General features: G+C 61.4%; 23 protein-coding genes. 20 read left to right on the top strand and 3 right to left on the bottom strand.

From position 1 onward, the window contains the following. Window positions 1-29 precede the first annotated feature (29 nt). From KVG87_RS17690 to KVG87_RS17680, 3 genes are all read left to right on the top strand, one after another. Window positions 30-653: a glutathione S-transferase family protein gene (locus KVG87_RS17690; protein WP_076563819.1), complete on the top strand. Its 624-nt coding sequence runs from the start codon at window positions 30-32 to the stop codon at window positions 651-653. A 133-nt stretch (window positions 654-786) separates the two neighbouring features. Further along, window positions 787-1,719 carry an ABC transporter ATP-binding protein gene (locus tag KVG87_RS17685; protein ID WP_073472242.1) on the top strand — a complete coding sequence of 311 codons (933 nt, stop codon included), beginning with the start codon at window positions 787-789 and terminating at the stop codon, window positions 1,717-1,719. Beyond that, complete coding sequence (locus tag KVG87_RS17680; protein WP_056788203.1) at window positions 1,716-2,495, top strand: ABC transporter permease; 780 nt, start codon at window positions 1,716-1,718, stop codon at window positions 2,493-2,495. Before KVG87_RS17685 ends, KVG87_RS17680 begins: the two co-directional genes overlap by 4 nt. A gap of 139 nt (window positions 2,496-2,634) precedes the next feature. Here KVG87_RS17680 and KVG87_RS17675 read toward each other — a convergent pair whose 3' ends face one another. Further along, on the bottom strand, window positions 2,635-3,153 hold the full coding sequence (locus KVG87_RS17675) for a DUF2062 domain-containing protein (protein WP_039760200.1): 519 nt from the start codon (window positions 3,151-3,153) through the stop codon (window positions 2,635-2,637). A gap of 136 nt (window positions 3,154-3,289) precedes the next feature. Here KVG87_RS17675 and KVG87_RS17670 point away from each other — a divergent pair, with 136 nt between their 5' ends. From KVG87_RS17670 to KVG87_RS17615, 12 genes are all read left to right on the top strand, one after another. Then, complete coding sequence (locus tag KVG87_RS17670; protein WP_217851808.1) at window positions 3,290-5,524, top strand: DNA internalization-related competence protein ComEC/Rec2; 2,235 nt, start codon at window positions 3,290-3,292, stop codon at window positions 5,522-5,524. A 101-nt stretch (window positions 5,525-5,625) separates the two neighbouring features. Further along, complete coding sequence (locus KVG87_RS17665; protein WP_016771007.1) at window positions 5,626-6,261, top strand: MotA/TolQ/ExbB proton channel family protein; 636 nt, start codon at window positions 5,626-5,628, stop codon at window positions 6,259-6,261. After that, window positions 6,258-6,686, top strand: a complete 429-nt coding sequence (locus tag KVG87_RS17660; RefSeq protein ID WP_016771006.1) for an ExbD/TolR family protein — start codon at window positions 6,258-6,260, stop codon at window positions 6,684-6,686. The genes KVG87_RS17665 and KVG87_RS17660 overlap by 4 nt, the downstream gene beginning before the upstream one ends. Further along, window positions 6,686-7,696 carry a tetraacyldisaccharide 4'-kinase gene (gene lpxK / locus KVG87_RS17655; RefSeq protein ID WP_217851806.1) on the top strand — a complete coding sequence of 337 codons (1,011 nt, stop codon included), beginning with the start codon at window positions 6,686-6,688 and terminating at the stop codon, window positions 7,694-7,696. The genes KVG87_RS17660 and lpxK overlap by 1 nt, the downstream gene beginning before the upstream one ends. A 23-nt stretch (window positions 7,697-7,719) precedes the next feature. Then, the gene (locus tag KVG87_RS17650) at window positions 7,720-7,905 is read left to right on the top strand and encodes a Trm112 family protein (RefSeq protein WP_003179363.1); all 186 of its coding nucleotides are present in this window, start codon (window positions 7,720-7,722) and stop codon (window positions 7,903-7,905) included. Then, on the top strand, window positions 7,902-8,666 hold the full coding sequence (gene kdsB, locus KVG87_RS17645; RefSeq protein WP_071173223.1) for a 3-deoxy-manno-octulosonate cytidylyltransferase: 765 nt from the start codon (window positions 7,902-7,904) through the stop codon (window positions 8,664-8,666). Before KVG87_RS17650 ends, kdsB begins: the two co-directional genes overlap by 4 nt. After that, window positions 8,666-9,130 (top strand): low molecular weight protein-tyrosine-phosphatase, encoded by a 465-nt coding sequence (locus KVG87_RS17640; protein ID WP_217851804.1) that lies wholly within the window; start codon window positions 8,666-8,668, stop codon window positions 9,128-9,130. Before kdsB ends, KVG87_RS17640 begins: the two co-directional genes overlap by 1 nt. Beyond that, window positions 9,127-10,146 (top strand): UDP-N-acetylmuramate dehydrogenase, encoded by a 1,020-nt coding sequence (gene murB, locus KVG87_RS17635; protein WP_217851802.1) that lies wholly within the window; start codon window positions 9,127-9,129, stop codon window positions 10,144-10,146. The genes KVG87_RS17640 and murB overlap by 4 nt, the downstream gene beginning before the upstream one ends. A gap of 249 nt (window positions 10,147-10,395) precedes the next feature. Continuing rightward, window positions 10,396-10,866, top strand: coding sequence for a (2Fe-2S)-binding protein (locus tag KVG87_RS17630; RefSeq protein ID WP_217851800.1), 471 nt, complete (start codon window positions 10,396-10,398; stop codon window positions 10,864-10,866). Next, the gene (locus tag KVG87_RS17625; RefSeq protein ID WP_217851798.1) at window positions 10,863-13,184 is read left to right on the top strand and encodes a xanthine dehydrogenase family protein molybdopterin-binding subunit; all 2,322 of its coding nucleotides are present in this window, start codon (window positions 10,863-10,865) and stop codon (window positions 13,182-13,184) included. Before KVG87_RS17630 ends, KVG87_RS17625 begins: the two co-directional genes overlap by 4 nt. Then, the gene (locus KVG87_RS17620; protein ID WP_076563811.1) at window positions 13,185-14,165 is read left to right on the top strand and encodes an XdhC family protein; all 981 of its coding nucleotides are present in this window, start codon (window positions 13,185-13,187) and stop codon (window positions 14,163-14,165) included. Continuing rightward, window positions 14,162-14,758 (top strand): nucleotidyltransferase family protein, encoded by a 597-nt coding sequence (locus KVG87_RS17615; protein WP_217851796.1) that lies wholly within the window; start codon window positions 14,162-14,164, stop codon window positions 14,756-14,758. Before KVG87_RS17620 ends, KVG87_RS17615 begins: the two co-directional genes overlap by 4 nt. A gap of 192 nt (window positions 14,759-14,950) precedes the next feature. Here KVG87_RS17615 and rne read toward each other — a convergent pair whose 3' ends face one another. Beyond that, the gene (gene rne, locus KVG87_RS17610; RefSeq protein WP_217851794.1) at window positions 14,951-18,232 is read right to left on the bottom strand and encodes a ribonuclease E; all 3,282 of its coding nucleotides are present in this window, start codon (window positions 18,230-18,232) and stop codon (window positions 14,951-14,953) included. A gap of 699 nt (window positions 18,233-18,931) precedes the next feature. Here rne and rluC point away from each other — a divergent pair. From rluC to sppA, 3 genes are read left to right on the top strand one after another with little or no spacing between them, the layout of a single operon-like run. Next, window positions 18,932-19,891, top strand: coding sequence for a 23S rRNA pseudouridine(955/2504/2580) synthase RluC (gene rluC, locus KVG87_RS17605; protein WP_217851792.1), 960 nt, complete (start codon window positions 18,932-18,934; stop codon window positions 19,889-19,891). After that, a complete protein-coding gene (locus tag KVG87_RS17600) occupies window positions 19,878-20,540 on the top strand; it encodes an HAD-IA family hydrolase (protein WP_016770993.1) in 663 nt (220 codons plus the stop codon). Before rluC ends, KVG87_RS17600 begins: the two co-directional genes overlap by 14 nt. A gap of 24 nt (window positions 20,541-20,564) precedes the next feature. Continuing rightward, window positions 20,565-21,554, top strand: coding sequence for a signal peptide peptidase SppA (sppA, locus tag KVG87_RS17595; RefSeq protein ID WP_071173216.1), 990 nt, complete (start codon window positions 20,565-20,567; stop codon window positions 21,552-21,554). A 47-nt stretch (window positions 21,555-21,601) separates the two neighbouring features. Here the strand turns inward: sppA and KVG87_RS17590 are convergent, their stop codons facing one another. Then, on the bottom strand, window positions 21,602-22,180 hold the full coding sequence (locus tag KVG87_RS17590; RefSeq protein ID WP_071173215.1) for a Maf family protein: 579 nt from the start codon (window positions 22,178-22,180) through the stop codon (window positions 21,602-21,604). A 105-nt stretch (window positions 22,181-22,285) separates the two neighbouring features. On the opposite strand from KVG87_RS17590, the gene KVG87_RS17585 reads away from it, so the two are divergent. Further along, window positions 22,286-22,813, top strand: coding sequence for a YceD family protein (locus KVG87_RS17585; RefSeq protein WP_003204262.1), 528 nt, complete (start codon window positions 22,286-22,288; stop codon window positions 22,811-22,813). Between the two features lie 13 nt (window positions 22,814-22,826). After that, on the top strand, window positions 22,827-23,009 hold the full coding sequence (rpmF, locus tag KVG87_RS17580) for a 50S ribosomal protein L32 (RefSeq protein ID WP_003179396.1): 183 nt from the start codon (window positions 22,827-22,829) through the stop codon (window positions 23,007-23,009). Window positions 23,010-23,013 lie beyond the last annotated feature (4 nt).

Below are 23,013 nucleotides of genomic sequence, written 5' to 3'. Positions count from 1 at the left end.
GCCGTCCACTCACTTGCAAAGAGGCGGTCATGCTGAAGATCTGGGGACGGAAAAATTCATCGAACGTCAGAAAGCCCTTGTGGGCTGCCGAAGAGTTGGGCCTGGCTTACGAGGCCATCGATGCCGGCGGCGCGTTCGGTGTGGTCGATACGCCCGAGTACCGCGCGATGAACCCCAATGGCCGGGTGCCGGTGATCGAGGATGACGGTTTCGTGCTGTGGGAATCCAACGCCATCGTTCGCTACTTGCTGGCCAAGCACGCCCCAGACAGCGCTTGGTACCCGGCGGATGCGCAAGCCCGCGCCACGGCGGACAAGTGGATGGACTGGACCACATCCAGTTTCGCTGGGCCGTTTCGCACGGTGTTCTGGGGTGTGCTGCGTACGCCTGCGGAGAAGCAGGACTGGAAGGCGATCAACGCCGCGATCAAGGAATGCGATGAACTGCTGAACATGGCCGACCATGCTCTGATCAGCCAGCCTTATCTCTCCGGCAATGACATCGGCATGGGCGACATTCCGTTGGGCAGCTTCATTTATGCCTGGTTCGAAATGCCCATCGAGCGCGCCCCGCAACCGCATCTGCAGGCGTGGTATGAACGCTTGAAACAGCGTCCGGCCTACCAGAAAGCGGTCATGACCGCGTTGACTTGATAATTACTATCGACACACTTGACTGTACTTGTGCGGCGGCGGCAAGCACCATTGCGAACTTGCGCCGCGGTTGTTTCCCTCGCCGTCCGCCCTTATTTACTTCTTTCCTTCCTTCTTGGTGCGTAAATCCGATATGAGTTCCGCTCTGTCCATCCGGCAGCTAACCAAAACCTACGGCAACGGGTTCCAGGCCTTGAGTGGTATCGATCTGGACGTCGCCGAAGGTGACTTTTTCGCCTTGCTCGGCCCCAACGGCGCCGGCAAATCCACAACCATCGGCATTCTCTCGACCCTGGTCAACAAGACCAGCGGCACCGTGAATATTTTTGGCCATGACCTGGACAAGAACCCGGCGGCGCTCAAGCGCTCGATCGGCGTGGTGCCGCAGGAATTCAATTTCAACCAGTTCGAAAAGACCTTCGACATCGTCGTGACCCAGGCCGGTTACTACGGCATTCCGGCGAAAGTCGCCAAGGAACGCGCCGAGCAGTACCTGACCCAGCTCGGCCTGTGGGACAAGCGCGATGTGCCGTCGCGTTCGCTGTCCGGCGGCATGAAACGTCGTTTGATGATCGCTCGTGCACTGGTGCACGAACCGCGTCTGCTTATTCTTGATGAACCGACTGCGGGCGTCGACATCGAGCTGCGCCGTTCGATGTGGACCTTCCTCACCGAGCTGAACCAGAAAGGCATCACCATCATCCTGACCACGCATTATCTGGAAGAGGCCGAGCAGCTGTGCCGCAACATCGGCATCATCGACCACGGCACCATTGTCGAAAACACCAGCATGAAACAGTTGCTGGGCCAGTTGCATGTGGAAACCTTCTTGCTCGACCTGAAAAACGATTTGCACGCCGCGCCGCAGTTGCTCGGCTACCCCGCCCGGTTGCTCGACGGCCATACCCTCGAAGTCCAGGTCGATAAATCCATGGGCATCACGGCGTTGTTCACCCAGTTGGCGCAACAGAACATCGAAGTGCTGAGCCTGCGCAACAAAACCAATCGCCTTGAGGAGTTGTTCGTGTCCCTGGTGGAGAAAAATCTGTCGAAGGTGGCGGTATGAGTTCCGAGTTCGGTCCCAACCTCGTCGCCCTGCAAACCATCGTCTACCGCGAGGTCAAACGCTTCATGCGGATCTGGCCGCAGACGTTGCTGCCGCCGGCGATCACCATGGTTCTGTACTTCGTGATCTTCGGCAACCTGATCGGCCGACAGATCGGCGACATGGGTGGCTTCACCTACATGGAGTACATCGTGCCGGGTCTGATCATGATGTCAGTGATCACCAACTCCTATGGCAACGTGGTCTCGAGCTTTTTCGGCAGCAAGTTCCAGCGCTCGATCGAAGAGCTGATGGTCTCGCCGGTGTCACCGCACACGATCCTGATCGGCTTCACCATTGGTGGGGTATTGCGCGGTCTGGCGGTGGGTCTGATCGTGACGATCCTGTCGCTGTTCTTCACCCATCTGCAGGTGCATCACCTTGGCGTGACCATCCTGGTAGTGGTGCTGACCGCGACGATCTTCTCGCTGCTGGGCTTTATCAACGCGGTGTTTGCGCGCAACTTCGATGATATTTCGATCATTCCGACCTTTGTGCTGACCCCGCTGACCTACCTGGGCGGCGTGTTCTACTCGATCACTTTGCTGCCACCGTTCTGGCAGACCGTGTCGCTGGCCAACCCGGTGCTGCACATGGTCAACGCCTTCCGCTACGGCATCCTTGGTGTCTCGGATATCCGCATCGGCATCGCCATTACCTTCATGCTGGTGGCGACCGTGGTGCTGTATCTCGGCTGTGCGCGGTTGCTGGTGAGCGGGCGCGGGATGCGTACCTGATCCCGACCGCGTCGCTTTCTTCGCGAGCAGGCTCGCTCCCACATTGGAATGATGTTCTCTGTGGGAGCGAGCCTGCTCGCGAAGGGGCCAGCCCAGACACAACAAAAAACGGCCTCCCATCGCGGAGGCCGTTTTGCTTTCATTTCTGCCGACTTTGCTTGCGCCGCCGCCATTGCCGCGCCACCCACCAGCGCCAGTACAGCATCACCAGAAAGTAGGCGAGGACGCCCAGCACCAGACCGACAACCACCGAGCCCAATAAAAACGGCTGCCACAATGTCGACAGCTCACCGCTGATCCATTCCCAGGTCAGCTCGTCCGGCAGATGCCGCGCCGGCACATCCATCAGGAACGCCCCGGCCTGGTAGGTGCAGAAAAACACCGCCGGCATGGTGATCGGATTGGTCAGCCAGACCAGGCTCACCGCGATCGGCATATTGCCGCGCACCATCACCGCCAATGCCGCCGCCACCAGCATCTGCGCGGGTATCGGCAGGAATGCCGCAAACAGGCCGACCGCCATCGCCCGGGCGACCGAGTGGCGGTTGAGATGCCAGAGGTTCGGGTCATGCAGCAACGTGCCGAGAAAGCGTAAGGATTTGTGTTCCCTGATGCTCGTCGGGTCGGGCATGTAACGTTTGAATAAGCGCCGGGGCATAAGGCTTCTCGGTCGGTTAAGGCGGCAAGTATGTCTGGATTCTACGAACCGCCCATTCAGACTTTGTGACAATTGTTGACGACGGTGGTGCCGCAGACCGGCTATGCCTAGAGGTGGGACTCTCAAGGACGGGCATATGCGCACAGGGATGATGGCGCTGGCAGTCGGTCTGCTGGCCCCGGTTTTTTTGCCGGCCTTGCCGCCGGTCGGTTTATTGGTGCTGCTGCCGGTGGTGGCGCTGATGTTGCTGCCGTTTCGCAGCTATCCATTGGCATTTTTGCTGTTTGGCTTTACCTGGGCCTGCGTTGGCGCGCAGTGGGCGCTAAATGACCGCTTGCCACCGAGCCTGGACGGCGAAACCCGTTGGCTCGAAGGGCGCGTGGTCGGTCTCCCACAACACAGTGATGGCGTGGTGCGTTTCGAACTGGCTGATGCGCGTTCGCGCCACGAAAAGTTGCCATCGCTGCTACGCCTGGCCTGGTACGCCGGGCCGCCGGTCAATGGTGGTGAGCGTTGGCGTCTGGCGGTGAAATTGAAGCGCCCGGGTGGCTTGCTCAACCCGGACGCCTTCGATTACGAGGCCTGGCTGCTGGCGCAACGGATCGGGGCGACCGGCACGATCAAGGATGGCCAGCGCCTGGCTGAGGCCCGGTATGCATGGCGCGACGGCGTTCGCCAACGCCTGCTGGCGGTGGATGCGCAAGGACGCGAGGGCGCGCTGGCAGCGCTGGTGCTCGGTGATGGCTCTGGGCTCAGTCGCGAGGATTGGCAGGTGCTGCAAGACACCGGCACCGTGCATTTGCTGGTGATCTCCGGCCAGCACATCGGTTTGCTGGCGGCGGTGATGTATCTGCTGGTCGCCGGGCTGGCGCGTTTCGGAATCTGGCCGGTGCGCTGGCCGTGGCTGCCGTGGGCGTGTGGCCTGGCCTTCGCGGCGGCACTGGGTTACGGCTTGCTCGCCGGTTTCGATGTGCCGGTGCAGCGCGCCTGCGTGATGGTGGCGCTGGTGCTGCTGTGGCGCCTGCGTTTTCGTCATCTCGGCGCGTGGTGGCCGTTGCTGCTGGCATTCAATGGCGTGCTGCTGCTTGATCCGCTGGCCAGTTTGCGTCCGGGTTTCTGGCTGTCCTTCGCGGCGGTGGCAGTGTTGATCTTCACCTTCGGCGGTCGGCTGGGGGCCTGGCGGTGGTGGCAGACCTGGACCCGCGCGCAGTGGCTGATCGCGATAGGCTTGTGCCCGGTGTTGCTGGCGCTGAGCTTGCCCATCAGCGTCAGCGGGCCTGTAGCCAATCTGCTGGCGGTACCGTGGGTCAGCCTCGTGGTGTTGCCGCCGGCATTGCTCGGCACGCTATTGCTGCCCGTGCCTTATGTTGGCGAAGGACTGTTGTGGCTGGCCGGTGGTTTGATCGACTGGCTGTTTATCGGGCTGGCGCTGATTGCCGGGCAATGGCCGGCGTGGATACCGGCCGCCATTCCATGGTGGGCGTTGGTCCTGGGCAGCCTTGGCGCGATTTTATTGCTGTTGCCCCGTGACGTGCCAATGCGTCCGTTGGGCTGGCCGCTGCTGTTGCTCTTGGCACTGCCGCCTCAAGAGCGAATAGAGGAAGGGCGAGCCGATGTCTGGCAAATCGACGTCGGCCAAGGCTTGGCGATTTTTGTGCGCACGCGACATCACGCATTGCTCTATGACGCCGGCCCGCGCTTCGGCGATTTCGATATCGGCGAGCGAGTGGTATTGCCAGCGTTACGTAAACTCAATGTGCAAGCGCTCGACTTGATGCTGCTCAGCCACGCTGACGCCGATCACGCTGGCGGCGCCCGGGCGGTCATGCGTGGATTGAACGTGCAACGCGTGGTCAGCGGCGATCCGGCAAACCTGCCGCCGGAGCTGAACGCCGAAGCCTGCGCAAGTGGCGAACAATGGCAGTGGGACGGCGTGCGGTTCCAGCTCTGGCAATGGTCGGCGGCAGATGACAGCAACCAGCGTTCCTGTGTGTTGCAGATCGAAGCCAACGGCGAACGCCTGCTGCTCACTGGCGATATCGACACTCATGCCGAGCGCGTCCTGCTCGACAGCCCGCTGGCCGTGCCGACGCAGTGGCTGCAATCGCCCCATCACGGCAGTCGCAGTTCATCGTCGATGGCCCTGCTCAAAACCTTACAGCCCGAAGCGGTGCTGATCTCCCGTGGCCACGGCAACTCCTTCGGTCATCCGCATCCAACCGTGCTGGCGCGCTATCGCAAACAGGGCGTGCGCATCTACGACAGCGCCGAACAAGGTGCCATTCATTTGCAACTGGGCAGCTTCAAGCCGCCGTGGACGATGCGTCAACAGCGGCGTTTCTGGCGCGATCCGCCGGTCCCGGGCCGTTGATCGGTGCCAGCATGGGTGCCACCTCACGGTCGTCGGGGCGGCGGCTCTTAATCGCGGATCGGTATGGTAAAGTGGCGCACTTTTTCGAGGGGACTGTCACTGTGTGGGAATTGGTCAAATCCGGCGGCTGGATGATGTTGCCGATCATTCTGAGTTCCATCGCGGCCATGGCGATCGTTGCCGAGCGCCTGTGGACACTGCGCGCCAGTCGCGTCACCCCCGAGCATCTGCTGGGTCAGGTCTGGGTCTGGATCAAGGACAAGCAGCTCAACAAGGAAAAACTCAAGGAATTGCGCGCCAACTCGCCGCTGGGGGAAATCCTCGCCGCGGGCCTGGCCAATTCCAAGCATGGTCGCGAGATCATGAAAGAGTGCATCGAAGAGGCTGCTGCGCGGGTCATTCATGAACTCGAACGCTACATCAACGCCCTCGGCACCATCGCCGCCATGGCGCCGCTGCTCGGCCTGCTCGGTACCGTGTTGGGCATGATCGATATTTTCAGTGCCTTCACCGGGTCCGGCATGACCACCAACGCTTCGGTACTGGCCGGCGGTATTTCCAAAGCGCTGATCACGACCGCAGCGGGCCTGATGGTCGGTATTCCGGCGGTGTTCTTCCACCGCTTCCTGCAACGTCGTATCGACGAGCTGGTGGTCGGCATGGAGCAGGAAGCGATCAAACTGGTGGAAGTGGTGCAGGGCGACCGCGATGTCGATCTGGCCGAGGGCAAAGCGTGAAATTCCGTCGCAAGCCCCGGGAAACCGTAGACATCAACCTCGCGTCGCTGATCGACGTGGTGTTTATCCTGCTGCTGTTTTTCGTGGTCACTACCACTTTCACTCGGGAAACCCAGTTGCGCGTGGATCTGCCGGAAGCGGTCAGTGGTTCGCCTGCCGAAGATCAGCAGGTCAAACAGCTGGACGTCGCGATCAGTGCCGAAGGCGTGTTCTCGGTGAACAACAAGATTCTGCCGAAGAATGACCTGGCGACGCTGATGGAAGCCATGCAGAAAGAATCCAACGGCGACACCAATATGCCGCTGTCGATCAGTGCCGATGGCAAGGCCCAGCATCAATCGGTGATCACCGCCATGGACGCGGCCGGCAAGCTCGGTTTCAGCCATCTGCGCATGACCACGGTCGAGGCGGCGCCGAAATCCTGATGAGCCTGTCCGATCGCCTGCTCGCCGCGTGGTATCAGGGGCATCCGGCCCTGATGCTGCTGCGGCCACTGGAAATGCTGTATCGCCGCGTGGTGATCAACAAGCGTCAGCGCTTTCTCGACGGTGACGGAGAGATCTACCAATCGCCGGTTCCGTTGATCGTGGTCGGCAATATCACCGTCGGTGGCACCGGCAAGACGCCGATGATTCTCTGGCTGATCGAACATTGCCGTCGCCGTGGACTGCGCGTCGGCGTGGTCAGTCGCGGTTACGGCGCCAAACCGCCGCAACTGCCGTGGCGGGTTGAGGCCGAGCACAGCGCCGAGATTGCCGGTGACGAACCGTTGCTGATCGTCCAGCGCACCGGTGTGCCGCTGATGATCGACCCTGATCGCAGCGCCGCCGTCAAAGCCTTGATTGCCAGTGAACCGCTGGATCTGATCCTGTCCGACGACGGCATGCAGCATTATCGTCTGGCGCGGGATCTGGAGCTGGTGCTGATCGATGCCGCGCGCGGGCTGGGCAATCAGCGCTGTCTGCCGGCCGGGCCGTTGCGTGAGCCGGTCGAGCGCCTGCAAAGTGTCGATGGCGTGCTGTTCAACGGTGCCCTTGATGATCGCGACGATGGTTTCGCCTTCCGCCTGCAACCCACGGCCTTGGTCAATCTGCGCAGCGGCGAACGTCAGTCACTGGAGCATTTCCCGCCCGGGCAAGCGCTGCACGCGGTGGCCGGTATCGGCAATCCGCAACGTTTCTTCAATACCCTCGAAGCGCTAGACTGGCGGCCGATCGCCCATGCATTTGCCGACCACGCCGAGTACAGCGTGCAGGCGTTGAATTTCACCCCGTCATTGCCGTTGGTGATGACCGAAAAGGACGCGGTGAAGTGCCGTGCCTTTGCTGCTGCCGACTGGTGGTATCTGGCGGTCGATGCCGTGCCGTCGCCAGCCTTCGTGGCCTGGTTCGACACTCAGCTGATGCGCCTGTTGCCGGATCGTCTGCTGCCTTAACTCTTTTATTTCTGGGAATGTTCATGGACACCAAACTGCTCGACATCCTCGCTTGCCCTGTGTGCAAAGGCCCGCTCAAGCTCAGCGCCGACAAGACCGAACTGATCAGCAAGGGCGCCGGCCTGGCCTATCCGATCCGCGACGGCATCCCGGTGATGCTGGAAAGCGAAGCGCGCACCCTGACCACCGACGAGCGTCTGGATAAATGACCACAGCCTTCACCGTTGTCATCCCGTCGCGATTCGCCTCGACCCGTCTGCCGGGCAAGCCGTTGCTGGATATTGCCGGCAAGCCGATGATCCAGCATGTCTGGGAACAGGCGAGCAAAAGCAGCGCGACTCGCGTCGTGGTTGCCACCGATGACGCGCGCATCGTCGAGGCGTGCAAAAGCTTTGGCGCCGAAGTGGTGCTGACCCGTGAAGATCACAACTCCGGCACTGATCGTCTGGCCGAGGTCGCAGCGAAACTCGGTCTTGCGCCTGATGCGATCGTGGTCAACGTCCAGGGCGATGAGCCGCTGATTCCGCCAAGCGTGATCGACCAGGTCGCCGCCAACCTTGCTGCCCACACCGAAGCGCGCATGGCCACGCTGGCTGAGCCTATCGAAGACGTGGAGACCCTGTTCAACCCCAACGTTGTGAAGGTTTCCAGCGATATCAACGGTCTGGCCCTGACGTTCAGTCGTGCAACCTTGCCGTGGGCTCGCGATGCATTTGCCAAGAGCCGCGAGCAGCTGCCGCAGGGCGTGCCCTATCGCCGCCACATCGGTATTTATGCCTATCGCGCCGGGTTCCTCCACGACTTCGTGAGCTGGGGGCCGTGCTGGCTGGAAAACACCGAATCCCTTGAGCAACTGCGTGCCTTGTGGCACGGCGTGCGCATCCATGTTGCCGACGCGCTGATCGCGCCGCCGACCGGTGTCGACACCGTTGAAGACCTTGAGCGGGTTCGTCGCCTGCTGGGGGCCTGATGCGCGTTCTGTTTGTGTGTCTGGGCAACATCTGCCGTTCGCCCACCGCTGAAGGCGTGTTGCGTCACAAGTTGCGTGAAGCCGGGCTGGCCGATGCGGTCGAAGTGGCCTCCGCCGGCACCGGTGACTGGCACGTCGGCAACCCGCCGGACAAGCGCAGCCAGGCGGCGGCGAAACTGCGCGGTTATGACCTGTCGACGCAACGCGCGCAGCAGGTCAGCCGGGCCGATTTCGCCAGCTACGACCTGATTCTCGCGATGGATAACAGCAATCTGCGCAACCTCAAGGCCTTGCAGCCGTCCACCGGCAGGGCCGAGCTGGATCTGTTTCTGCGCCGTTATGCCGGGCTGGTCGATGAAGTGCCGGACCCGTATTACGACGGCGATCAGGGTTTCGAGCAGGTGCTGGATCTGATCGAAGCGGCCAGCGACCAGTTGCTGATCGAAGTGAAGGGGCGGTTATGAGTTTGCAGGTCCAAGCGCAAGTATCGTTGCTGGCCTTCAATACGTTCGGCGTCGATGTGCGCGCGCAGCTGTTTGCCGAAGCCCACAGTGATGACGATGTCCGCGAAGCGCTGGCCTATGCCGCGTCCCATGACGTGCCGTTGCTGGTGATCGGCGGCGGCAGCAACTTGCTGCTGACGGCGGATATTCCGGCGTTGGTGTTGCGCATGGCTACGCGCGGCATCCGCGTGCTCAGCGACGATGGCAGTCGCGTGGTGGTCGAGGCGGAAGCGGGCGAACCGTGGCACCCGTTCGTGCAGCACACGCTGGCCCAGGGTTTTGCCGGGCTGGAAAACCTCAGCCTGATTCCCGGCACCGTCGGCGCCGCGCCGATGCAGAACATCGGCGCCTATGGTGTCGAGATCAAGGACGTGTTTGCCGGCCTGACTGCGCTGGATCGCGAGAGCGGCGAGCTGCGGGATTTCAGCCTGGAGCAGTGCAAATTCGGCTACCGCGACAGCCTGTTCAAGCAGCAGCCGGGACGTTGGCTGATTCTGCGGGTACGCTTCACGCTTGATCGCGCCGCGCACCTGCATCTGGAATACGGCCCGGTGCGTCAGCGCCTGAGCGAGCAGGGCATCGAGCAGCCGACGCCCAGCGATGTCAGCCGCGCCATCTGCAGCATCCGCAGCGAAAAACTGCCGGACCCGGCGGTGCTCGGCAATGCCGGCAGCTTCTTCAAAAACCCGCTGGTGCCCGCCGCTGTGGTCACGCAGATCCAAGCGCAGCACCCGGATCTGGTGGCTTACCCGCAAGCCGATGGGCAGATGAAACTGGCCGCTGGCTGGCTGATCGAGCGCGCCGGCTGGAAGGGGTTTCGCGACGGCGATGCCGGCGTGCACAAGTTGCAGGCGCTGGTGCTGGTCAACTACGGCACGGCCACCGGCCTGCAACTGCTCGACCTGGCGCAACGTATCCAGAAAGACATCGCCGAGCGCTTCCATGTCGAACTGGAAATGGAGCCCAATCGGTATTGAGGCTACGCTTGCCTGAGGCCATCAAAAGCCCTGCACTGATGAAAAAGTGCAGGGCTTTTTTGTTAATGCTGGGTTAACTTAGCGACCTAACGATACCTACCATTTGCTCCACCCAAAGGCCCGGTGCAGACGTTCCCGTCGGCGCGAGAGAGCCTGATTAGCCTGAGTCGATCTGCGCGAACCCACCGCTGATTTTCCGGCGGCAGATTGCTCGACCCCATAACCACTAAAAAATATGCGGGCGTGCCCATGATTACCCTGAAACTCAACGGTCAAGACCACTCCCTCGATGTCACCGAAGACATGCCGCTGTTGTGGGCGATTCGTGACGTCGCCGGCTACAACGGCACCAAATTCGGTTGCGGCATGGGCCTGTGCGGCGCCTGCACCATCCATATCGACGGCTTGCCGGCACGCAGTTGCATCACGCCGATCAGCTCGGTAATCGGCCAGAACGTCACCACCATCGATAATCTCCACGCCGACCCGGTGGGCAAGGTCGTGCAGCAGGCCTGGCTCGACAGTGCCGTGGCCCAATGTGGTTATTGCCAGGGCGGGCAGATCATGTCGGCCACCGCTTTGCTGAAAACCAATCCGAACCCGAGCGACGAGCAGATCGAAGAAGCCATGGTCGGCAACATCTGCCGCTGCGGCACCTACAACCGGATCAAAACCGCGATCCGCCAGGCCTCCACTCAACTGAAGGAGGTGAAGGCATGAGCCGCGTCCCGAATGATTTCGCCCTGAGCAATCTCAGCCGCCGTGGTTTTCTCAAAGGCGTCGGCGCCACCAGTGCGCTGGTCCTCGCCGCGAGCTGGGGCTGGCAGGATGCGCTGGCCGATGACGCTGCGAAGAAGTTTGGCGCCGATGGCATGCCCAATGGCTGGATCGACGATCCCAAGGTCTACGTGAGCATTGCTGCCGATGGCAGCGTCACCGTGGTGTGCAACCGTTCGGAAATGGGCCAGGGCGTGCGCACCAGCCTGAGCATGGTAGTGGCCGATGAACTCGAGGCCGATTGGGCTCAGGTCAAAGTGCAGCAGGCGCCGGGTGACGAAGTGCGCTTCGGCAACCAGGACACCGATGGTTCGCGCAGCATGCGTCACTGGTACGAGCCGATGCGTCGTTGCGGCGCCGCCGCGCGGACCATGCTCGAACAGGCGGCCGCTGCGCAGTGGAAAGTGCCGGTTGGCGAATGCCATGCGCAACTGCACAAGGTCATTCACAAACCGTCCGGCCGCGAACTGGGCTATGGCGAACTCGCCGCTGCCGCCAGTGCGCTGGCAGTACCGGCGCGTGACAGCCTGCGACTCAAGCAGCCGTCGGAATTTCGCTACATCGGTAAGGAAGGCACCAAGGCCATCGACGGTGCCGATATCGTCAATGGCCGCGCAGTGTACGGCGCCGACGTGCATTTCGACGGCATGCTCTACGCGACTATCGCTCGTCCGGCAGTGTATGGCGGCAAGGTCAAAAGCCTCGATGACAGCGCCGCGCTGAAAGTCCCCGGCGTGCTAAAAGTCATGCAGATCGAAGGCCGGCCGTTGCCGTCAGAGTTCCAGCCACTGGGCGGCGTCGCGGTTGTGGCCAGCAATACCTGGGCAGCGATCAAGGGCCGCGAGGCGCTGAAGATCGAATGGGACGACGGCCCGAATGCCAGTTATGACTCGATTGCCTATCGCAAGGAGCTTGAAGCCGCGTCGCTGAAGGCCGGCAAAGTGGTGCGCAACACCGGTGATATCGACAAAGCCTTGAGCGGTGCCGCCAGCACCCTCGAAGCCTCGTACTACCTGCCGCATCTGGCGCAGGCGCCGATGGAACCGATGGTTGCCATTGCCCGTTACAAGGACGGCGTCTGCGAGGCCTGGGCGCCGAGTCAGGCACCGCAGGTCACCCGCGAGCGCATCGCCGAGCGTCTGGGCGTGCCGTTCGAAAAGGTCACCGTCAACGTGACATTGCTGGGCGGTGGTTTCGGTCGCAAGTCGAAACCGGACTTCGTCGTCGAAGCGGCGATTCTCGCCAAGGAGTTTCCGGGCAAGGCTGTACGGGTGCAGTGGACGCGCGAAGACGACATCCACAACTCGTATTTCCACACCGTGTCGGCGGAATATCTCAAGGCCGGAATCGACAAGAATGGCATGCCGTCCGGGTGGCTGCATCGCACCGTGGCGCCAAGCATCACCGCGCTGTTTGCGCCGGACATGAACCATGAGGCGGCGTTCGAGCTGGGCATGGGCTTTACCAACATGGCCTATGCGATTCCCAACGTGCGCCTGGAAAACCCCGAAGCCAAGGTACACACGCGGGTCGGCTGGTACCGCTCGGTGTCGAACATTCCCCACGGCTTTGCGATTCAGAGCTTCGTCGATGAAATGGCGCACAAGGCCGGGGAAGATCCGCTCAAGTACCAGATCAAATTGCTCGGCCCGGACCGGCAGATCGATCCACGTACCTTGAGCGAAGAGTGGAACTACGGCGAATCGCCCGAGCGTTATCCGATCGACACCGGGCGCATGCGCACCGTGCTGGAAACCGCCGCCAAGGCAGCCGGATGGGGACGCAAACTGCCCAAGGGTCGTGGCCTCGGTCTGGCAGTGCATTACAGCTTCGTCACCTATGTGGCGGCAGTGATCGAAGTCGAGGTCAAGGATGATGGTTCACTGATCGTGCACAAGGCCGACATCGCCGTGGACTGCGGGCCGCAGATCAACCCTGAGCGCATCCGTTCGCAGTTCGAAGGTGCGTGCGTCATGGGCCTGGGCAACGCCGTGCTCGGCGAGATCAGCTTCAAGGACGGCAAAGTCCAGCAGGACAACTTCCATATGTACGAGGTCGCGCGCATGTCGCTGGCACCCCAGGAAGTCGCCGTGCATCTGGTCACGCCGCCGGGTGACGTGCCGTTGGGTGGCGTTGGTGAGCCGGGTGTGCCGCCGATTGCTCCGGCGCTGTGCAATGCGATCTTCGCCGCCACCGGCAAGCGTATCCGCAATCTGCCGGTGCGTTATCAGTTGCAAGGCTGGCAGAAGGCGGAGGCGTAAATGGACAGCGTCGATCTCAACGTCCTGCGCAGCGTCCTCGAGTGGCGCCGCGCCGGGCAACGGGTGGTGCTGTTCAGCGTGGTGCAGACCTGGGGCACTGCGCCGCGTTCGCCCGGTGCCATGCTCGCCTTGCGCGAGGACGGCGTGGTGATCGGCTCGGTGTCGGGCGGCTGTGTCGAGGATGACTTGATCGCGCGGCTGCACGACGGCCGCATTGCCACCGATGGTCCGCCAGTGCAGATGATTACCTACGGCGTGACCCGCGAGGAGGCCGCGCGTTTCGGCCTGCCTTGCGGCGGCACTTTGCGCCTGACCGAAGAGCGCGTCGGTGACCCGGCGTGGGTGGCCGAGCTGCTGCAGCGTTGCGAAAACCATGAAATCGTTGCCCGGGAACTGAACATCGAAACCGGCGAGGTGCTGCTGGCTCCGGCGAGCAAGTCCGATTCGCTGGTGTTCGACGGCAAGGTTCTGCGGGCGATTTACGGTCCGCGCTGGCGCTTGTTGCTGATCGGTGCCGGGCAGTTGTCGCGCTACGTCGCCGACATGGCGCGGCTGCTGGATTTCGAAGTGCTGATCTGCGATCCGCGCACCGAGTTCGTTTACGGCTGGGAAGAGCAGCATGGCCGTTTCGTCCCCGGCATGCCGGACGAGGCGGTGCTGAACATCCAGACCGACGAGCGCACGGCAATTGTCGCTTTGACTCACGATCCACGCCTGGATGACATGGCTTTGCTCACCGCGCTCGACTCGCCGGCGTTCTATGTCGGCGCGCTCGGTTCGCGGGTCAACAGCCAGAAGCGCCGGGAAAACCTCGCTCAGCTAGGCTTGTCGCAAGCGTCGATTGATCGCTTGCACGGGCCGATCGGCCTGCACATCGGTAGTCATTCGCCGGCAGAGATCGCTTTGTCCTTGCTGGCGGAAATTGTTGCGATCAAGAACGGTGTGGAGTTGAAGCAGAAAAAACCGCTGGAGGGTTCATGAGCCATTCCATCGCAGTGGTCGTGCTGGCAGCAGGCGAGGGCAAACGCTTTCGCCAGATCGCCGGTCCCGACAAAGACAAATTGCTCGCTGATTGCACCGGGCGTGACGGCGCGGTGCGCTCGGTAATCGAGCAGGTGCTGGTGAACCTGCCGGCCAGTCTCGACAAGCGCGTACTGGTCACCACCGAAGCGCGACCACAGGCGATGCGCATGGCCCAGGCATATGGCTGCGACGTGGTGTCAATCGAGTCGACCGGCATGGGCGACAGCATCGCCGCAGGTGTTGCCGCTTGCCCTGACGCCGATGGCTGGTTGATTGTGCTCGGCGATATGCCGTTTATCTTGCCTTTGAGTATCGAGCGAGTGCTCGCGGCGATGGCTGATGACGCGGTGAGCGTGCCGGTGGTGAGTGGCGAGTTTGGCCATCCGGTGGGGTTTGGTCGTTCGTTTGCCGCGCAGTTGCAGGCGCTGACCGGCGATCGTGGCGCACGGCCGTTGTTTGCGCAGGGTAGGGTGGTGGAAGTAGCGGTGGAAGATCCTGGGGTGTTGTGGGATATCGATGTGCCTGAATCTCTGGTATTTCCTCAGCCCTGAGCCGTGTTGAAATTCCCTTGTGGGAGCGAGCCTGCTCGCGAATGCGCTGGTTCAGCTACATGAATATTGTCTGACCCAGCGCTTTCGCGAGCAGGCTCGCTCCCACAAAGGTTGTGGATGATGCTGGTATTTCAGGCAATAAAAAGCCCCGCCAGGCTTTCACCGGGCGGGGCTTTTTAATGGCTTCAGGAATTACACGAGTGGTTTAGGCTCGTGCTCTTTTTCCTGGGCTTCTTCGCGCTGTTCAACCGCGTCCTGAACGGAGCGTGGTGCTTCAGCGATCACCGCTTCAACCGATGCTTCTTCCGCGACCGGGGCAGGGGCTGCCTCGATTACTTCAGCTGCAGGGGCTGGTTCGGCAGCAACCGGAGCCGCAGCGGCAGCCAGTTCGGCTTCCTTCTGCAGACGCTCGGCTTCACGCTTGCGACGACGCACTTCACGCGGGTCATTTGGCGCGCGGCCGTTTGGCGTCAGGGCGCTGACCGGAGCCGGTGCTTCAACCACAGGGGCTGGCGCTTCGACTGCGGCTGGTGCTTCTTCAACCTGAGCTTTTGCAACTGGTGTTTCGACAGCTGGTGCTTCAACCACTGGCTCTGGAGCCGGTTCGGCCGCTGCAACTACTGGCTCGGAAACCATGGCCTGCGGTACTTCGGCTTCAGCGACTGGCGCTGGAGCTTCGGTGACGGCTGGCTCGGCAACCCAGTTGAACGCAGTCTGCTCTTCGCGAACTTCACGCACGGTTCTGGTCACGTTTTCGCTGACGGTTTCTACAGCTGGCTCAGTGATGGCCGCTGGTGCTTCGACGACAGCTTCCGGTTCGGCAGCCGCTTCAACCTGAGGCTGAGCTTCGCGGACCGGAGCGACTTCGATTTCCGGTGCAGCAGTCACTTCCACTGGAGTGGTGGCTTCGACAACCGGCGCTTCGACTGGAGCAGTTTCCAGTGTGGCGGCAGTGGCGCGTTCAGCCTGCTCGTGAGCTTCGGCTTCTGCCGGAGCGCTGATGGTGCTGCTGGCAACGGCAGCGGTGACAGCCAGGCCAGCGGCCAGATCGGCAGTGCTTGGCTCGCCAGCGTTTTCAGCGGACTCGGATTCTTCCGAACCTTCGATCACGTTGCCGTTGGCATCACGTTGACGCTCGCGACGGTTGCTGCGACGGCGCTGACCACGGGAGCGACGACGTGGACGATCGCCTTCGGCGTTGTCCTGACCGTCTTCCGGCAGTTGCTCTTCGTTGTTGCTGTTCACTTCTTCTTCAGCAACGGCAGCAGCGGCCTGCTCGGCACGCGGTTGACGCTCTTCACGCGGCGGACGCGGGGCGCGTTCTTCGCGTGGCTGACGGGCCGGACGCTCTTCAGCGGTCACGGCAGCAACAGCTGCGGCTGGCGCGGCGTCCAGTGGCTCGCGCAGTTCACGTACGCGTTCTTCACGCTCGCCACGCGGCTTGCGATCTTCACGCGGTGCACGCGGTGCACGTTCTTCACGCGGGGCACGTGGTGCGCGCTCTTCGCGGGCTACCGGCGCTTCGCTGCGGGTTTCACGCGGCTCACGGGCTTCACGTGGCTGACGCTCTTCGCGCGGCTCGCGTGGTGCGCGCTCTTCACGTGGAGCACGTTCTTCGCGCGGCTTGCGTTCTTCATCGCGGCGACCGTTACGGTTGCGGCTCTGCTGACGACCGTTGCGACGCTCTTCGTTGCGGGCAGGACGCTCGGTGGCAGCCGGTTTCGCAACAGCGACCGGTGCGGCTGGCTCTTCCTTGGTGGCGAACAGGCTGACCAGCGACTTCACCAGACCCTTGAACAGGCTTGGCTCAGGCGCGGCAACTGGTGCTGGAGCTGGTGCGGCAGGTGCAACTTCAGTTGGCACCGGTGCGTTGGCACGGGCCGGCGCAGTTTTCACTGCAGCTTCCTGGCGAACCAGAGTGCGGGTCGCAGCGGCTGGCTGGACTTCTTCGACTTCGGCAGCGGCCGCAGCGATTTCGTAGCTGGACTGGTTGGTCGCGGCTTCCGGGCTGTCGTCACGCAGGCGCTGAACTTCAAAGTGCGGCGTCTCAAGGTGATCGTTCGGCAGAATGACGATGCGGGCACGGGTGCGCAGTTCGATCTTGGTGATCGAGTTGCGTTTTTCGTTGAGCAGGAACGCAGCGACCGGGATCGGCACTTGCGCGCGAACTTCGGCGGTGCGGTCCTTCAGGGCTTCTTCTTCGATCAGGCGCAGGATGGCCAGCGACAGCGATTCAACGTCACGGATGATGCCGGTGCCGTTGCAGCGCGGGCAGACGATGCCGCTGCTTTCACCCAGCGATGGACGCAGGCGCTGACGGGACATTTCCAGCAGGCCGAAACGCGAGATGCGACCGATCTGCACGCGGGCACGGTCAGCTTCCAGGCATTCGCGGACTTTCTCTTCCACGGCGCGCTGGTTCTTCGCCGGGGTCATGTCGATGAAGTCGATGACGATCAGGCCGCCGATGTCGCGCAGGCGCAACTGACGGGCGATTTCTTCGGCGGCTTCAAGGTTGGTCTGCAGGGCGGTTTCTTCGATGTCGCTGCCTTTGGTGGCACGCGCCGAGTTGATGTCGATCGACACCAGGGCTTCGGTCGGATCGATGACGATGGAGCCGCCGGAAGGCAGTTCGACGACGCGCTGGAACGCGGTCTCGATCTGGCTTTCGATCTGGAAACGGTTGAACAGCGGCACGCTGTCTTCGTACAGCTTGATCTTGCTGGCGTACTGCGGCATCACCTGGCGGATGAAGGTCAGGGCTTCGTCCTGGGCTTCAACGCTGTCGATCAGCACTTCGCCGATGTCCTGGCGCAGGTAATCGCGGATGGCGCGGATGATCACGTTGCTTTCCTGGTAGATCAGGAATGGCGCGGAGCGATCCAGCGAGGCTTCTTTGATGGCGGTCCACAGTTGCAGCAGGTAATCGAGGTCCCACTGCATTTCTTCGCTGCTGCGGCCCAGGCCGGCAGTGCGCACGATCAGACCCATGTCGGCCGGAGCGACCAGACCGTTCAGCGCTTCACGCAGTTCGTTGCGCTCTTCGCCTTCGATGCGACGGGAGATGCCGCCGGCACGCGGGTTGTTCGGCATCAGTACGAGGTAACGACCGGCCAGACTGATGAAGGTGGTCAGGGCGGCGCCCTTGTTGCCACGTTCTTCTTTCTCGACCTGAACGATGACTTCCTGGCCTTCGCTCAGGACGTCCTTGATGTTGACGCGGCCTTCGGGGGCTTTCTTGAAGTATTCGCGGGAGATTTCTTTGAGGGGCAGGAAGCCGTGGCGCTCGGAGCCGAAATCGACAAAGGCAGCCTCAAGGCTTGGTTCGATGCGAGTGATACGGCCTTTATAGATGTTGGCCTTTTTCTGCTCGCGTGCACCGGATTCGATGTCCAGGTCGTAGAGGCGCTGGCCATCTACCAGTGCAACACGCAACTCTTCGGGTTGAGTTGCGTTAATCAGCATTCTTTTCATGTAGTACCGTCGGTTTCCGGGCTGCCGGAAACGGCGTTCGGCACACACGACTTCTCACGGTCGGTGTCAGGTGCGTCGGGAGTGGTTGGCCATTCCCGTGTCCAGCGATGTGCGGCCAATTGGGCCGATACCGCGACGTACGCGTCCTGCTTGCTGTGGCTACTTAAGCACTCAGTCAGGAGGAGGAATCAACCAGCGGCTGTGGACGAGATGAAGCGTCTTGATCAAAGCTTGTTGCTACACAGTCCGGCGGTTGTGCATCTCCACCCTACACGTATCCCTGATAATTCGGGTGCTGCCGCGCGCAGAATCCGCAGCGGGTTGGCATTTACCGTGAGCTCCGATAGGGGAAGTCACGCATCATGGCTAATTCAGGCGATGTTTCCGAAGCAATCGCTCGGGGTCATTCGCAGTCGACTGCACTTTGTGAACTGGCCTTGAATGTTGCCTGCCGGGCGAGTGAGAACTCTGCTCGGCGGTGTAATTCAGGCCTCATGTCACCTGCGCTAGTTACAACCGCAAACTCCACCGTTACGTAGCGAAAGCCCCGTAGGACGGCCTCGCGCCCTGGTGAATTGCGTTGGTCAGGGCCGGTCTTTGACCGTGGTTCCGCTGTCCAGGCCGCTTTTGGCGGCGTTCGCGACTATAGCAGCAATGATTAAGTGCTTCAATTCCATAAAAATTGTTATCATCCGCGGCATGACAACTACTGCCCCTTCGACTCCAGGCGTTCAACTGCTTGAAGTCTCGCCGGAGTATGCCGGCCAACGAATCGACAACTTTCTCCTCGCCCGGCTCAAAGGCGTGCCCAAGACCTTGATTTACCGCATTTTGCGCAAAGGCGAAGTGCGCGTGAACAAAGGTCGGATCAAGCCCGAATACAAGCTGCAGGCCGGCGACATCGTGCGCGTGCCGCCGGTTCGCGTGCCTGAGCGCGACGAACCGGTGCCGCTGGCCCAAGGGCTGTTGCAGCGCCTGGAAGCCTCGATCGTCTTCGAAGACAAAGCCCTGATCGTGATCAACAAGCCCGCCGGCATTGCGGTGCATGGCGGCAGCGGGCTGAATTTCGGCGTGATCGAAGCCTTTCGTCAGCTGCGTCCCGACGTCAAGGAGCTGGAGCTGGTTCACCGTCTCGACCGTGACACCTCCGGCCTGCTGATGATTGCCAAAAAACGCAGCATGTTGCGCCACCTGCACGAGCAACTGCGCGGCGATGGCGTCGACAAGCGCTACATGGCGCTGGTCCGTGGCAACTGGGCAACCTCGATCAAGCAGGTTCGCGCACCGTTGCTCAAGAGCAATCTGCGCTCCGGCGAGCGCATGGTCGAAGTTAACGATGAAGGCAAAGAAGCCCTGACGCTGTTCAAGGTGCTGCGCCGCTTCGGCGATTTTGCCACCATGGTCGAGGCGAAACCGGTTACCGGTCGTACCCACCAGATTCGCGTGCACACCTTGCATGCTGGCCATTGCATTGCCGGTGACAGTAAGTATGGCGACGAGGATTTCACCAAGGAAATCCGCGATCTGGGTGGTAAGCGCCTGTTCCTGCACGCCTACATGCTGACCGTGCCGCTGCCCGACGGCGGCAAGCTGAATCTGCAAGCGCCCGTCGATGAAATGTGGGCCAAGACCGTGGAGCGATTGAGTGCGCCCATCTGATTACAAACTGCTGATTTTCGACTGGGACGGCACCCTTGCCGATTCCATTCATCGGATCGTCGAGGCGATGCACTCGGCGTCCGGGCGTTCCGGTTTCGAGCTGCGCGATGACTTCGCCGTCAAAGGCATCATCGGTCTTGGCTTGCCGGAGGCGATTCGCACCCTGTATCCCGAAATCAGCGACGCAGAAATGCTCGCGTTTCGTGAGTATTACGCCGATCACTACATCGCTGCCGAAGCCGTGCCTTCGCCGCTGTTCGAGGGTGTGGTCGAGTCGATGGCATCGTTTCGCGAGCAGGGTTATCACCTGGCGGTAGCGACGGGCAAGAATCGTCGCGGACTAGATCGGGTGCTTAAGGCCAATGGCTGGGAAGATTATTTCGATATCACCCGCGCTGCCGATGAAACTGCCAGCAAGCCACACCCTCTGATGCTTGAGCAGATTGTCAGCCACTGCGGCGTACGCCCGGAGCAGGCGTTGATGGTCGGTGATTCGTCGTTCGATCTGCTGATGGCGCGCAACGCGGGGATGGATTCGGTGGCGGTCAGTTATGGCGCGCAATCGATCGAGTCCCTGCAGCAGTTCGAGCCACGCCTGTCGATCGACCGTTTTTCTGAATTGCACGCCTGGCTGGGTCAGCGGGCTTAATACGTTTTTGCTGGGGTAGATGGCATGACCGACGAATGGAAAGCACCGGCCAAGGCAAGTGCCGACGACGGTGACGCGAAAAGCTGGAAGCTGTTGGAAAAGACTTTGCTGGCCGGCGTGCAGGAGCAGCGCCGTTCGCGGCGCTGGGGGATTTTCTTCAAGCTGCTGACGTTTGTTTATCTGTTTGTTGCGCTGCTGCTGTTCACGCCGCTGATGGACATGGAAAAAAGCGCCACCCGCGGCCCGAACTACACGGCGTTGATCGAGATCGACGGCGTAATCGCCGACAAGGAGCCGGCCAGCGCCGATAATATCGTTGGCAGCCTGCGCGCGGCGTTCGAAGACAAGAAGGTCAAAGGCGTGGTCCTGCGCATCAACAGTCCGGGCGGCAGTCCCGTGCAGTCCGGTTATGTCTATGACGAGATCAAGCGTCTGCGTGGCCTGCATCCAGAGATCAAGCTCTACGCAGTGATTTCCGATCTTGGTGCTTCGGGCGCCTATTACATCGCCAGCGCGGCGGATCAGATCTACGCCGACAAGGCCAGTCTGGTCGGCTCGATCGGCGTGACGGCGGCGGGTTACGGTTTCGTCGGCACCATGGAGAAACTCGGCGTTGAGCGTCGCACCTACACCTCGGGCGAACACAAGGCATTTCTGGATCCGTTCCAGCCGCAAAAGCCCGAAGAAACCGCATTCTGGCAAAGCGTGCTGGACACCACGCACAAGCAGTTCATCAACAGCGTCAAGCAGGGTCGTGGCGATCGCCTGAAGGACAAGGAACATCCCGAACTGTTTTCCGGGCTGGTCTGGTCGGGTGAGCAGGCGCTGCCGCTGGGCCTGATCGATGGCTTGGGCAGTGCCAGTTCGGTGGCGCGCGATGTGATTGGCGAGAAGGAGCTGGTGGACTTCACCGTGCAGGAATCGCCGTTCGATCGCTTCTCGAAAAAGCTCGGCGCCAGCGTGGCCGAGCAGTTGGCGATGTGGATGGGTTTCCACGGGCCGTCGTTGCGTTAAGTGTTCGCAGCATGGAAAAAACCGGCCTTCAAGGCCGGTTTTTTGATTCAGGGAATCTGCACGCCTTCGACCAGCAACATATCGATCAGACGAATCAGCGGCAGACCGATCAGGCTGGTGGCGTCCGGGCCTTCGGTCGATTGAAACAGGCTCACGCCCAGTCCCTCGGCCTTGAAGCTGCCGGCGCAGTCGTACGGTTGCTCGATGCGCAGGTAGCGTTCGATGCGCGCCTGATCCAGCTGACGCATGTGCACGGTAAACGGCACGCAGTCGACCTGGCATTGCCCGGTCTGGCTGTTGAGCAGTGCCAGGCCGGTCAGGAAGGTCACGCTCGCGCCGCTGGCCGCCATCAATTGCTCGCGAGCCTTCTCGAAGGTGTGCGGCTTGCCGATGATCTGTTCGCCGAGGACGGCGACCTGATCCGAGCCAATGATCAGGTGAGCAGGGTGGCTGTCCGCCAAGGCCCGGGCCTTTTCTTCGGCGAGGCGTTTGACCAGGTCGATTGCGGACTCGCCCGGGCGATGGCTTTCGTCGATGTCCGGCGAGCTGCAGACGAACGGCAAATGCAGGCGGGCGAGCAATTCGCGGCGATAAGTCGAGCTTGAAGCGAGTAATAAAGGCAGCATGGACGTCTCCTGAGGCAGGTGCGGATTCTAGCGGAGGCGCGCAAGTGACGGACAGGGCACAATTTCCTTTGACATGGGTGGGTGCATCCCTATAATGCTGCGCCTATGTTGAATGACCCGATTCCACCTCACGTTGACCCGCGCAAATTGGCTGACCGTGGCACCACCCTTCAAGGTGAACTGCTGCTGGCCGATTTGAAGAGACTCTGCGACCCGCTTTCCGACGATGTCGGTACGGTGCAGGCCAAATTCGTTTTTGAACGAGATGAACGTAAGTCTGTGGTCATCCACAGCTTTATCGACACCGAAGTCAAAATGGTTTGCCAGCGTTGTCTTGAGCTGGTCACCCTGCCGATCCACAGCGAATGCAGTTACGCGGTGGTGAAGGAGGGTGCGAATACCCAGTCGTTGCCGAAAGGTTATGACGTGCTGGAACTGGGCGAAGATCCATTGGATCTGCAGTCACTGATCGAGGAGGAGCTTCTGCTCGCCTTGCCCATTGTGCCTGCTCATCATCCGGAAGAATGCCAGCAGCCGGCGGGAGCAGATGAGCCCGAACCGAGCGAGGACGAGGTAACGCGGTCCAACCCGTTCAGTGTATTGGCGCAGTTAAAGCGTGACCCAAACGTTTAGGAGTTAATCAATTATGGCTGTTCAGCAGAACAAAAAATCCCGCTCTGCCCGTGACATGCGCCGTTCGCACGACGCTCTCGAGGCTAGCACCCTGTCTGTAGAAAAAACCACTGGTGAAGTTCACCTGCGTCACCACGTATCGCCAGAAGGCGTATACCGTGGCCGTAAAGTGATCGACAAGGGCGCTGACGAGTAATCAC

It is taken from the genome of Pseudomonas siliginis (assembly GCF_019145195.1).
GTDB lineage: Bacteria > Pseudomonadota > Gammaproteobacteria > Pseudomonadales > Pseudomonadaceae > Aquipseudomonas > Aquipseudomonas siliginis.
This window is presented reverse-complemented; position numbering and strand designations above follow the sequence as displayed.

Coding starts and splice junctions, on each gene's coding strand:
- KVG87_RS17690 (WP_076563819.1), top strand. CDS start 30: ATGCTGAAGATCTGGGGACGGAAAAATTCATCGAACGTCAGAAAGCCC.
- KVG87_RS17685 (WP_073472242.1), top strand. CDS start 787: ATGAGTTCCGCTCTGTCCATCCGGCAGCTAACCAAAACCTACGGCAAC.
- KVG87_RS17680 (WP_056788203.1), top strand. CDS start 1,716: ATGAGTTCCGAGTTCGGTCCCAACCTCGTCGCCCTGCAAACCATCGTC.
- KVG87_RS17675 (WP_039760200.1), bottom strand. CDS start 3,153: ATGCCCCGGCGCTTATTCAAACGTTACATGCCCGACCCGACGAGCATC.
- KVG87_RS17670 (WP_217851808.1), top strand. CDS start 3,290: ATGCGCACAGGGATGATGGCGCTGGCAGTCGGTCTGCTGGCCCCGGTT.
- lpxK (WP_217851806.1), top strand. CDS start 6,686: ATGAGCCTGTCCGATCGCCTGCTCGCCGCGTGGTATCAGGGGCATCCG.
- KVG87_RS17650 (WP_003179363.1), top strand. CDS start 7,720: ATGGACACCAAACTGCTCGACATCCTCGCTTGCCCTGTGTGCAAAGGC.
- kdsB (WP_071173223.1), top strand. CDS start 7,902: ATGACCACAGCCTTCACCGTTGTCATCCCGTCGCGATTCGCCTCGACC.
- KVG87_RS17640 (WP_217851804.1), top strand. CDS start 8,666: ATGCGCGTTCTGTTTGTGTGTCTGGGCAACATCTGCCGTTCGCCCACC.
- murB (WP_217851802.1), top strand. CDS start 9,127: ATGAGTTTGCAGGTCCAAGCGCAAGTATCGTTGCTGGCCTTCAATACG.
- KVG87_RS17630 (WP_217851800.1), top strand. CDS start 10,396: ATGATTACCCTGAAACTCAACGGTCAAGACCACTCCCTCGATGTCACC.
- KVG87_RS17625 (WP_217851798.1), top strand. CDS start 10,863: ATGAGCCGCGTCCCGAATGATTTCGCCCTGAGCAATCTCAGCCGCCGT.
- KVG87_RS17620 (WP_076563811.1), top strand. CDS start 13,185: ATGGACAGCGTCGATCTCAACGTCCTGCGCAGCGTCCTCGAGTGGCGC.
- KVG87_RS17615 (WP_217851796.1), top strand. CDS start 14,162: ATGAGCCATTCCATCGCAGTGGTCGTGCTGGCAGCAGGCGAGGGCAAA.
- rne (WP_217851794.1), bottom strand. CDS start 18,232: ATGAAAAGAATGCTGATTAACGCAACTCAACCCGAAGAGTTGCGTGTT.
- rluC (WP_217851792.1), top strand. CDS start 18,932: ATGACAACTACTGCCCCTTCGACTCCAGGCGTTCAACTGCTTGAAGTC.
- sppA (WP_071173216.1), top strand. CDS start 20,565: ATGACCGACGAATGGAAAGCACCGGCCAAGGCAAGTGCCGACGACGGT.
- KVG87_RS17590 (WP_071173215.1), bottom strand. CDS start 22,180: ATGCTGCCTTTATTACTCGCTTCAAGCTCGACTTATCGCCGCGAATTG.
- KVG87_RS17585 (WP_003204262.1), top strand. CDS start 22,286: ATGTTGAATGACCCGATTCCACCTCACGTTGACCCGCGCAAATTGGCT.
- rpmF (WP_003179396.1), top strand. CDS start 22,827: ATGGCTGTTCAGCAGAACAAAAAATCCCGCTCTGCCCGTGACATGCGC.